This window comes from Humibacter ginsenosidimutans, assembly GCF_007859675.1.
Taxonomy (GTDB): domain Bacteria; phylum Actinomycetota; class Actinomycetes; order Actinomycetales; family Microbacteriaceae; genus Humibacter; species Humibacter ginsenosidimutans.
This window is the reverse complement of record NZ_CP042305.1, coordinates 1,900,452-1,910,415: the sequence shown is the minus strand read 5'-3', so window position 1 is coordinate 1,910,415 and position 9,964 is coordinate 1,900,452. Positions and strand designations below refer to the sequence as shown.

9 protein-coding genes are annotated in these 9,964 nt (G+C 68.6%); 6 read left to right on the top strand and 3 right to left on the bottom strand.

Annotated features, from left to right (window positions below; all coding sequences use genetic code 11):
* Positions 1 to 44: 44 nt before the first annotated feature.
* Positions 45 to 419 carry a tautomerase family protein gene (locus tag FPZ11_RS08955; RefSeq protein WP_146320164.1) on the bottom strand — a complete coding sequence of 125 codons (375 nt, stop codon included), beginning with the start codon at positions 417 to 419 and terminating at the stop codon, positions 45 to 47.
* Between the two features lie 84 nt (positions 420 to 503).
* Here FPZ11_RS08955 and ddaH point away from each other — a divergent pair, with 84 nt between their 5' ends.
* The 6 genes from ddaH (at position 504) to FPZ11_RS08930 (ending at position 8,562) form a co-directional block, all read left to right on the top strand.
* The gene (ddaH, locus tag FPZ11_RS20075) at positions 504 to 1,715 is read left to right on the top strand and encodes a dimethylargininase (RefSeq protein WP_146320162.1); all 1,212 of its coding nucleotides are present in this window, start codon (positions 504 to 506) and stop codon (positions 1,713 to 1,715) included.
* Between the two features lie 241 nt (positions 1,716 to 1,956).
* Positions 1,957 to 3,033, top strand: a complete 1,077-nt coding sequence (locus tag FPZ11_RS08945) for a Glu/Leu/Phe/Val dehydrogenase family protein (protein ID WP_146320160.1) — start codon at positions 1,957 to 1,959, stop codon at positions 3,031 to 3,033.
* A gap of 272 nt (positions 3,034 to 3,305) precedes the next feature.
* Entirely contained in the window at positions 3,306 to 3,461 is a 156-nt protein-coding gene (locus FPZ11_RS19225; protein ID WP_168203773.1) for a hypothetical protein, read from the top strand.
* A gap of 305 nt (positions 3,462 to 3,766) precedes the next feature.
* A complete protein-coding gene (locus tag FPZ11_RS08940) occupies positions 3,767 to 5,518 on the top strand; it encodes an ABC transporter ATP-binding protein (protein ID WP_246846664.1) in 1,752 nt (583 codons plus the stop codon).
* Positions 5,515 to 7,329, top strand: coding sequence for an ABC transporter ATP-binding protein (locus FPZ11_RS08935; protein ID WP_146320156.1), 1,815 nt, complete (start codon positions 5,515 to 5,517; stop codon positions 7,327 to 7,329). Before FPZ11_RS08940 ends, FPZ11_RS08935 begins: the two co-directional genes overlap by 4 nt.
* A 177-nt stretch (positions 7,330 to 7,506) precedes the next feature.
* A complete protein-coding gene (locus FPZ11_RS08930; protein ID WP_146320154.1) occupies positions 7,507 to 8,562 on the top strand; it encodes a glycosyl hydrolase family 18 protein in 1,056 nt (351 codons plus the stop codon).
* Positions 8,563 to 8,573: 11 nt separating this feature from the next.
* On the opposite strand, the gene FPZ11_RS08925 is transcribed toward FPZ11_RS08930, so the two are convergent.
* Both FPZ11_RS08925 and FPZ11_RS08920 read right to left on the bottom strand, forming a co-directional pair.
* Positions 8,574 to 9,266 carry a DedA family protein gene (locus FPZ11_RS08925; protein WP_146320152.1) on the bottom strand — a complete coding sequence of 231 codons (693 nt, stop codon included), beginning with the start codon at positions 9,264 to 9,266 and terminating at the stop codon, positions 8,574 to 8,576.
* A 4-nt stretch (positions 9,267 to 9,270) separates the two neighbouring features.
* Positions 9,271 to 9,918, bottom strand: coding sequence for a biliverdin-producing heme oxygenase (locus tag FPZ11_RS08920; protein ID WP_146320150.1), 648 nt, complete (start codon positions 9,916 to 9,918; stop codon positions 9,271 to 9,273).
* Positions 9,919 to 9,964: the final 46 nt, after the last annotated feature.

Here is a 9,964-nt window from a genome sequence, read left to right as displayed (position 1 = left end):
CCGCGGGCATCGCTCGGCCATCGGGCGAGGCCGTGCGAGCCCGGTCACCGCAGGTACTGCGCGATGCCCTCTCCGAACGACCAGTCCTCGAGCTCGTTCTCGATCAGCACGATCGTCACGTTGCGGGGCTCGACACCCGCGGCGGACGCCTTCGCGGCGACGGCCGCGTAGAACGCCTTCTTCTGCTCGACGGTGCGGCCGGAGCGCAGCACGACCTGCACGATGACCGCGTGCTCGTCACGGCTCACGCCGACGTACCCCGGATCGGCGATGACGCGGGATGCCCCGCTGCTGAGCACCTGGAAGTGGTCGTCGGTCGGAATGCCGATCGCCTCCACGAGCGCGTCGTGCACGGCCTGTCCGAGACGCTCGAGCAGGTCGAGGGGCGCGTCGGTGCTGTCGATTCGTACGAGTGGCATGAGGCAACCGTAGCGACGAAGCCCCCGGCCGGTGCCGCTTTCGTCCAGCGGTCGCATAGCATCCGCTCCACTAGTGTCGATTTCATGACTGTCGCTTGGAGCCGCAAGATCGTGGCGTCCGTTCTCACCGGTTTCCTCGTCGCGCTTCTGGTGCACATCGGAACCGTTGTTCTCAGCAACGAGGCATTCCTCGGCGCGCAGAGCGCCGGCTGGGCGGCAGTGGTGTTCTTCAGCGGCTTCTTCACGCTCGCGTCGGTGTTCACCTTCGTGTTGCTGGCCGTCGCCGCGTTGTTCGACGTCCTGACGACCTGGTGGGGCGCGCTCATCACCGGTCTTGTCACCGGCGTCATCGCCACGGCGCTCGACACCATGATCTATCTCGTCACCAACTCGCAGAAGCCCGACATCGCGGTGCTCTGGAGCGTCACCGGCGAGCGCAACCTGGTCTACATCCTGCTCGTCACCGTGCTCACGCCCACCTTCGGCCGCTGGCTGTACGGCGCCATCACGCGCTACGACACCGCCGCCGTGCGCGGCCGCAGGGTGGCGCTGGTGCGCATCCCGGCCACCAACCTCGCGGAGGGCATCGTCTCGAACATCGAGCGGGTGCCCGTCGACACGGCCAAGGCCGACGAGCAGTGGGATGCCTACGTCGCCGCGCTTTCGGAGAACGGCTGGGAGACGGTGGAGGTCGCCTCCGCCGAGGTGCTGCCCGACTCGGTCTTCGTCGAAGACACCGCCGTCGTGTTCGACGACATCGCCGTCATCACCCACCCGGGCGCCGAGCAGCGACGCGGCGAGACCCCCGGCACGGAGGCGACGCTCACCGAGCTCGGACTGCCGATCGAGCGCATCCAGGAACCGGGAACGCTCGAGGGCGGCGATGTACTGCACGTCGGCTCGACCCTGTACGTGGGTCGCAGCGAGCGCACGAATGCCGAAGGCGTCCGCCAGTTGCGGGCGATCGCAGCCGAGCACGGCCATTCGGTCGTCGCGGTGCCCGTGAAGGGTGCGCTGCACCTCAAGTCCGTCGTCACCGCGCTGCCCGACGGAACCGTCATCGGCAATGCCGACCTCATCGCCGACACCAGCGTCTTCACGCGGTTCATCCCGGTGCCGGAGCCCAGCGGCGTCGCCGTGGTGGCGCTGTCGGCCGACACGGTGCTGCTGGCGGCATCCGCCCCCAAGACGGCGGAGCTGCTCGGCGACCTCGGCTACCGCGTGGTCACCGTCGACATCTCGGAGTTCGAGAAGCTCGAGGGCTGCGTCACCTGCCTGAGCATCCTCGTCGGCTGAGCATCCTGGTCGGCTGATCCGGCCACGCCCGTTCCGAAGAGCGGAGTGATCGCGCTCTCGGCACGAATACCGGAGAATCTCGCCGCCCTTCGTCGTCGACTCCGGTTTTCGTGACGCCGAAACCGGCGATGATCGATGCCGCACGGGCGCACGGTGGCAGGATGGTGGGGTCCCGCTCATGAGGCGGGATCTTTCGCCCGACGCCCACCCGTGCTCGCGGCCGTGACCCAAGGAGACACCGATGTCTGTCATGCCCTCTCTCGATTCGATCGGCACCGATCTGCCGCACGAGAAGCTGTCGATCCAGAAGGGGGAGCGCAGCGGGCTGACCATCAGCATCGCGGTGCACTCCACCAAGCTGGGCCAGGCGCTGGGCGGCTGCCGTCTGTGGACCTACGACACCTGGACCGACGCCGTCTACGACTCGCTGCGCCTGTCAGAGGGCATGACCTACAAGAACGCCGCGGCCGGGCTGCAGCGTGGCGGCGGCAAGACCGTCATCTACCTTCCGCGCGGCACGCAGCTGACGGCAGAGCGACGCCGTGACGTCATGCTCGATCTCGGCGACGCCATCCAGAGTCTGGGCGGCGCCTACATGACGGCGGAAGACGTCGGCACCAGCGCCGACGACATGGCGGTCGTGGCCGAGCGCACCCGCGACGTGTGCGGACTTCCCTCCGACAAGGGCGGTGTGGGGGAGCCGAGCGACGCGACGGCGCAGGGGGTGTACGCGGGCATCCTCGCCACCCTGGATGCCGCGTTCGGCGACCGCACGGTCGCGGGCCGCCGCTTCACCGTCGTCGGCCTCGGGCACGTCGGATCGCTGCTGGCGACGCGGCTCGCCGGCGACGGCGCCGTGCTCACTGTCACCGACGTCAACCCCGCCAAGCGGGAGGTGGCGGCCGCGCTCGGCGCGCAATGGACGGAGCCCGACGAGGCCGTGCGCGTGCGCGGCGACGTGCTCGTTCCCGCCGGGGTGGGCGGCATCCTCACCGCCGACGTCATCGACTCGCTCCAGGTGAAGGCCGTCGTCGGACCCGCGAACAACCAACTCGCCGAGCGGAGCGGCGCCGACCTGTTGCGCGAGCGCGGCATCGCCTGGGCGCCCGACTTCGTGGTGAACGCCGGCGGCGTGATCTTCCTCGACACGCTGACCAGGCCGGGAGCATCAGCCGAGGCCACCCGTGAGCGCGTCGAGCAGATCGGCGACACCGTGGCACAGATCTTCGAGGATGCCCGCTCCGGCGACACCACGACCCTCGCGGCCGCCGAAGCGCTCGCCCTGTCCAGGCTCGACGCGGTCCCCGCCCTGGTCTGAGCCGCTCTTCGCGGCGCCCCGCGGCGTTCGCCGGACGGGACGGATCGCACCCTCGGCCCGGAAACATGCCAGACCGGCATGTTTCCGGGCCTTTGCCATGTCGGCGACCGGAAATCGTGCGTTGCGTCACGCGTCGGGAGAGGTATAGCCTGATCTGCTGTCGTGACTCGTGGTTCGAGCACTGAATCGTTGCACGCGCGCGGCAGACGGAAGATTGGTCGGTACGCGGGGCCTCCATTGTCGGAAGCGTCCCCGAACATGAGGAGGGCATCATGATGACGAAGACCGAGATCACGCGTACGCGTGCGGGATTCGCAGTTCGTGTCGTGCCCGCCGTCCTCGGCACACCGACCGAAACATCCGCGGGGTACGGCAAGCGGCCGGGCGGGATCGCCGGGATCGACGCGGCCGCCCGCCCGATGAGCTGACTGCAGGGGCACCGCCCAGCCCAGCACCACAGCCGATCCGGCACCACCGGACTCCGTCCGGAACTGCGAACGTCCGACCTGTACGGGACCTCTGTCGACTCTTCTCGACGCGACCCCCGCTCGGACCTCTCCGCCCGACAGCACAGCTGTCGCCATCAATCCATCTCGACACGAAACGGTGAACCATGGCTGCCGACAAGGCACACCAGATCCATCCACCCGAACACGAACGCGCACCCTCGGATCCCAAGCGGCTGAGCACGTTCCGCTCCCTCGCGCGCATCCACCCCTTCGCGAAGCCGGCGATGCGGCGCATCTACCTCGGCATGGTCGCGGCGATCGGCGCGTCGATCGTGGCGCTGCTGATCCCGATCGTGCTGCAGGCACTGGTCGACGGCCCGATGAAAGACGGCGACCCCTCGCAGGTCGTGCCCTCCGCGCTGCTCGTGCTGCTGCTCGGCGTCGCGGAGGCGGTCCTCATCTCACTGCGCCGCTGGTTCGTGCTCACGCCCGGCACGAAGGTGGAGGCCGATCTGCGCAACGCGTTCTACGCGAAGCTGCAGGACCTGCCGGTGAGCTTCCACGACGGCTGGCCCTCCGGTCAGCTCCTGAGCCGTGCCGTCAGCGACCTCAACCTGATCCGTCGCTGGCTCAGCTTCGGCTTCGTGCTGCTGTTCGTGAACATCCTCACGATCATCATCGGCTTCGTCGTGTTGATCACCTGGAACTGGCTGCTCGCCGTGATCTTCATGGTGTGCTCCATTCCGCTGTGGATCTACGGCTACGTCTTCGAGAGCCGCTACTCGGTGATCGCCCGGCGCAGCCAGGACCAGGCCGGTGACCTGGCGACGGCCGTCGAGGAGTCGGTGCACGGCATCCGCGTGCTCAAGGCGTTCGGCCGCGGTCGGCACGCCCTGCGCAACTTCGAGAAGCAGGCCGAAGACCTGCGCGGCACGGAGATCGCGAAGGCGAAGGCCATCGCCGGCATCTGGCTGTGGCTGCTGCTGGTGCCCGATGTCGCGTTCGCCGTGTGTCTCGTGGTGGGCGTGTGGCTCGTGTCGACGGGGTCGCTCACAGCAGGCCAGCTGCTCGCGTTCTTCGCGACGGCGACGGTGCTGAGGTTCCCGATCGAGTCGATCGGCTTCCTGCTGTCGATGACCTTCGACACCCGCACGGCCGCCGACCGGTTCTTCGACGTGATGAACACGACCAACGACATCGACGACCCCGCGCAGCCGAAGACCATCGCGAACCCGCAGGGGCGACTCGCGTTCCGCGACGCGCACTTCCGCTATCCGGACACGCCGGACGGCTACCCCGACCTGCTCGACGGCGTCGACCTCGAACTGGAGCCGGGGGAGACCATGGCGCTCGTCGGGCTCACGGGCAGCGGCAAGTCGACGCTGACCGCGCTCACCACGCGTCTCTACGACGTGACGGGCGGCCGGGTCACACTCGACGGCGTCGACATCCGCGACCTCACCAGGGGCGAGCTGCGCACGCACATCGCCATGGCGTTCGAGGATGCCACGCTGTTCTCCGCGTCGGTGCGCGACAACGTGCTGCTCGGCCGTGCCGACCTGGTCGGCGACGATCCGGCGACGAAGACGGCAGCGGATGCCGTCATGACGGAAGCCCTCGAGGTCGCGCAGGCGGGCTTCGCCTACGACCTCCCTGAGGGCGTCGACACGAAGGTGGGCGAAGAGGGACTGAGCCTCTCCGGAGGCCAGCGGCAGCGGCTCGCGCTCGCGCGCGCCGTCGCCGCGAACCCCGAGGTGCTCGTGCTCGACGACCCGTTGTCGGCGCTCGACGTCGACACGGAGGCGCTCGTGGAGGCCGCTCTCAGGCGAGTGCTGGCATCCACCACCGCCCTCATCGTGGCGCATCGTCCGTCGACGGTGATGCTCGCCGACCGGGTCGCTCTGCTCGAGGAGGGACGCATCACGGCGGTGGGGACGCACAGCGAGCTGCTGGCATCCAACGAGCACTACAGGTTCGTCATCTCGAGCCTGGAAGACGACGAAGAAGAAGAGATCATGACGGAGGTGAACGTATGAGCACGGTGACCGTTCAAGGCGTCGCCGGCGAGGAGCGCAACGACTTCTCCAAGGAGGAGTCGCGGCAGATCCGCCGGCGTTCGCTGAGGCTGCTCGGGTCGCTGATGCGGCCGTTGCGCGGCAAGGTGATGTGGGCGCTCGCGGTGATCGTGATCTCCACGCTCGCCCAGGTGATCGGGCCGACGCTGATCGGCATCGGCGTCGACCAGGGGATTTCGGCGCTCACCTCGCAGAACTGGTGGCCGATCGCCCTCACCGGCGCCGCCTACCTGATGACCGGCATCGTGGGTGCGCTGACCGTGTCGTGGTACACGGTGCAGTCGGCGCGCATCAGCCAGGCGATCCTGCTCGATCTGCGCAAGCGGGTGTTCCTGCACACGCAGCGGCTGAGCCTCGAGTTCCACGAGTCGTACACGTCGGGCCGCATCATCTCGCGCCAGACCAGCGATCTCGACTCGATCCGCGAGCTGCTCGACTCCGGCATCAACCAGTTGGTGCAGGGCGTGCTCTACTCCGGGTTCATCGCGGTGTTCATGTTCATCAACGACTGGGTGTCAGGGCTCATCCTGTTCTGCTCTCTTGTGCCGTTGTACTTCTTGACGCGGTGGTTCCAGAAGCGCTCGCAGGTGCTGTTCCGGCACTCGCGTGTCGCCTCCGCGAAGCTCATCGTGCACTTCGTGGAGACCATGACGGGCATCCGCGCCGTCAAGGCGTTCCGCAAGGAGAAGCGCAACGAGAAGGAGTTCGGCGACCTCGTCGAGGACTACCGCGACGTCAACGCGAAGACCATCCAGCTGTTCGGGATCTTCGATCCGGGACTCGTGATGATCGGCAACATCACCGTCGCCGTCGTGCTGCTGGTGGGTGGATTCCGCGTGGCGAGCGGGGCGCTGCCCATCGGTGTGTTGCTGGCCGTGCTGCTCTACACCCGTCGGTTCTTCGACCCGATGGAGGAGATGGCCATGTTCTACAACTCCTACCAGTCGGCCGCGGCAGCGCTCGAGAAGATCTCGGGCGTGCTGGAGGAGGAGCCGAGCGTGCCGGATCCGGTGCGGCCCGTCGACCTGTGGCAGGCGAAGGGCCACGTGAACTTCGACGACGTGACGTTCGCCTACAAGAGCGATCGCGTCATCCTGCCCGAGTTCACGCTCGATGTGCCGGCAGGGCAGACCATCGCGCTCGTCGGCTCGACGGGAGCGGGCAAGTCGACGCTGGCCAAGCTCATCGCGCGGTTCTACGACCCCACGAAGGGCTCGGTCACGCTCGACGGCGTCGACCTGCGCGACCTGCATCCGAAGGACCTGCGCCGCGCGATCGTCATGGTCACGCAGGAGGCGTACCTGTTCTCCGGAACCGTCGCCGACAACATCGCTCTGGGCAAGCCTGACGCCACCGACGACGAGATCCGTGCCGCCGCCGTGGCGGTGGGCGCCGACGAGTTCATCCAGGGACTGCCCGACGGGTACGAGACCGACGTGAACAAGCGCGGCGGTCGCGTCTCGGCGGGTCAGCGACAGCTGATCTCGTTCGCGCGGGCCTTTCTCGCGAACCCGGCGGTGCTCATCCTCGACGAGGCGACGAGCTCGCTCGACATCCCGAGCGAGCGGTTGGTGCAGGATGCCCTGCTCACTCTGCTCAAGGACCGCACGGCCCTGATCATCGCGCACCGTCTGTCCACGGTCGCGATCGCCGATCGGGTGCTGGTGATGGAGCACGGCAAGGTGGTGGAGGACGGCACGCCGGCCGACCTCATCGCCGGCACCGGACGGTTCGCCCAGCTGCACGCCGCCTGGCGCGACTCGCTGGTGTGATGGCGGCTCCCTGACTGCGCCGGCTTGTGACTGCAGCGCCAGGTTTTCCGGCGCGAGCGACACAAGCCGGCGCAGACACGAGTGGCCACGCGGGGGCGTCAGTCGTTGACCGGCGTCCCCGCGCCTGGATAGGCTGAACCGCCGCCGCATCCCACTCGTTCATCGAGGAGCTCTGCGTTGCGCCCGTTCCGAAGCCTCGCCGTGGCCGCCGTCGTGATCGCGGCCGCCGGCATCCTGACCGCCTGCACGTCGCCCGGCGCAGAGACCGCTGCGCACACGGCATCCGCGGCCCCCGATCCTCTTCCGTCCGCCCCGCACCTCACGGGTGCGGCTGCCGCGCTGCCGAAGCACGTGCTCACCGGCTACTGGCAGGACTTCCAGAACAATGCCGAGCCGCTCAAGCTCGCCCAGGTGCCGCGCGCCTACGACCTCGTCGCCGTCGCCTTCGCGTCCGCCGATCCGGCCACACCGGGCGCGGTCACGTTCGCGATCGACGCCGACCTCGCCCGCGCGGTCGGTGGATACACCGACGCGGACTTCATCGCGGACGTCGCGACGCTGCACGCCAGAGGACAGCACGTCATCCTCTCGGTCGGCGGCGAGCTCGGCAATGTCGCCGTGACCGACGACGCCAGTGCGGCTGCCTTCGCCTCCAGCGTCGAGGCGCTGATGACGAAGTACGGTTTCGACGGCGTCGACATCGACCTGGAGAACGGCATCGACCCCGTGCACCTGGCCAAGGCGATCACGGCGATCGCGGCGGCGAGACCGGGCGCGATCATCACGATGGCGCCGCAGACCGCCGACATGGCCGACGCGGCGGCCCCCTACCTTCAGCTGGCGCTCGCCGTGCGCGACGTGCTCACGATCGTGAACACCCAGTACTACAACTCCGGATCGATGGTCGGCTGCGGCAACGGCGTCTACGAGGCGGGGACGATCGACTTCGCGACGGCGCAGACCTGCGCGCAGGTGCGCGCCGGCCTCGCGCCGCAGCAACTCGGCATCGGGTTTCCCGCCATGCACGCCTCGGCGGACAACGGCTACCTCGATCCCGGCAAGGTCGACAGGGCGCTCACCTGCCTGACCGAGGGCACGGGATGCGGCAACTACGTGCCCAGCACGAGATACCGCGGCCTGCGCGGAGCGATGACCTGGTCGATCAACTGGGATGCCTCGAACGACTACGCCTTTGCGAGATCGGTGTCGAAGCAGCTGCACGCCCTGGACTGACGAAGCCCCGATCAGGCCCCGGCGGTGCCGTGGGCCGTGTCGCCCTCGGCCGTCTCCGCTCCTGCGAGAGCCGAAGCCCGCTCGCGCCTGTCGATGCGCCAGGCCCGGATGCCCGCCACGACCGACGCGATGATGCACACCACGGCGACGGCGTACGTGACCATGCGCACGGCCGGGATCGACGCCGCGAAGTACCCGGCCACGGTGATGCCGACCGCCCACACGAGCGTGCCGACGAGGTTGGCGGTGACGAAGCGCCAGTACCGCATGCCCGCCACACCGGCGATCACCGGCACGAACACGCGCGCCCACGGCACGAAGCGGGCGACGACCACCGACCACCAGCCGAACGTGCGATAGAACCACTCGGTCTTCGCGATCAAAGCCTGTGTCCGGCGCCCGCCGTGCCGCTGAAGGTAGGGCCTGCCGAGCCGGCGGCCGAGCACGAAGGCCACCTGGTCGCCCGCGAACGCGGCTATGCCGGTGCCGAGGGCGAGCACCGCGATGTCGACACCGGATGCCCCTGCCGCCACGATCCCCGACGCGAACAGCAGCGAGTCGCCGGTGATGAACGGCACGAACGCCCCGACGAACAGTGCGGTGCCCACGAGCACGAGGCCCCAGACGACAAGGTAGAACAGCAGCACGCCGGCGTTGCCGATGAGGTCGGCGAGCTGGCCGTCGAGGGCGTTCTGGTGCAGCATGTCGTCAGCTGCCGGGGCGGTATGCGGCACCGAGGTCGTCGAACACCGCCGACGTGAGCTCGAACGCCAGCCCGGCCTCATCGAGGAACCGCTCCACCTGCGCTCCGTCGAACGCGAGGGCGTCGAGCCCGGCGTGGTACTCGCGCTTGAACGGCACGGGCACGATGCCCTCGAAGTGGTAGGCGTCGAGTTGGTCGGCTGTGGCGCCGTAGTGCCGCTGCACGAGCCTGGCGATCGCCTGCCCGCCCGACAGGTCGCCGAGGTAGCGGGTGTAGTGGTGGCCGAGGTATCCGGCGAGGTCGTCTGCCGGGATGCCGCGCAGGTGCGTCACGTAGGCAGTGGTCGCCTGTGACGCGGGATGCTCGAGGTCGCGGTCGACGACGCCGAGGTGGCGCAGGTCGCTGCGGAGGGCATCCACCCTGTCGAGTCGGGGGTCGAGGATGTCAGGGTCGAGCGCGAGATGCCCCCTCGCCTCGAGCGCCTCGTACACGTACGACAGCTGGGCCAGATACGCGGCGTAGGCCCGCAGCGACAGTCGCCCGCCCATCAGGTCGACGATGAACGGTCGGCTCTCGGCGGAGCGGTGCGCGGCCATCGTGCGCTCGCGAACGAGGTCGGCGAGACCCGTCGATGTCGCGGTGAGGTTAGGCATACCTAAGGCTAACAGTCGACGGCTGTCGTCGATCCGTTCGGCGTCC

Excerpts from the sequence above, each read along its gene's own strand:
- FPZ11_RS08955 (WP_146320164.1), bottom strand. The coding sequence starts at position 419 with ATGCCACTCGTACGAATCGACAGCACCGACGCGCCCCTCGACCTGCTC.
- ddaH (WP_146320162.1), top strand. The coding sequence starts at position 504 with ATGACTGTCGCTTGGAGCCGCAAGATCGTGGCGTCCGTTCTCACCGGT.
- FPZ11_RS08945 (WP_146320160.1), top strand. The coding sequence starts at position 1,957 with ATGTCTGTCATGCCCTCTCTCGATTCGATCGGCACCGATCTGCCGCAC.
- FPZ11_RS19225 (WP_168203773.1), top strand. The coding sequence starts at position 3,306 with ATGATGACGAAGACCGAGATCACGCGTACGCGTGCGGGATTCGCAGTT.
- FPZ11_RS08940 (WP_246846664.1), top strand. The coding sequence starts at position 3,767 with ATGCGGCGCATCTACCTCGGCATGGTCGCGGCGATCGGCGCGTCGATC.
- FPZ11_RS08935 (WP_146320156.1), top strand. The coding sequence starts at position 5,515 with ATGAGCACGGTGACCGTTCAAGGCGTCGCCGGCGAGGAGCGCAACGAC.
- FPZ11_RS08925 (WP_146320152.1), bottom strand. The coding sequence starts at position 9,266 with ATGCTGCACCAGAACGCCCTCGACGGCCAGCTCGCCGACCTCATCGGC.
- FPZ11_RS08920 (WP_146320150.1), bottom strand. The coding sequence starts at position 9,918 with ATGCCTAACCTCACCGCGACATCGACGGGTCTCGCCGACCTCGTTCGC.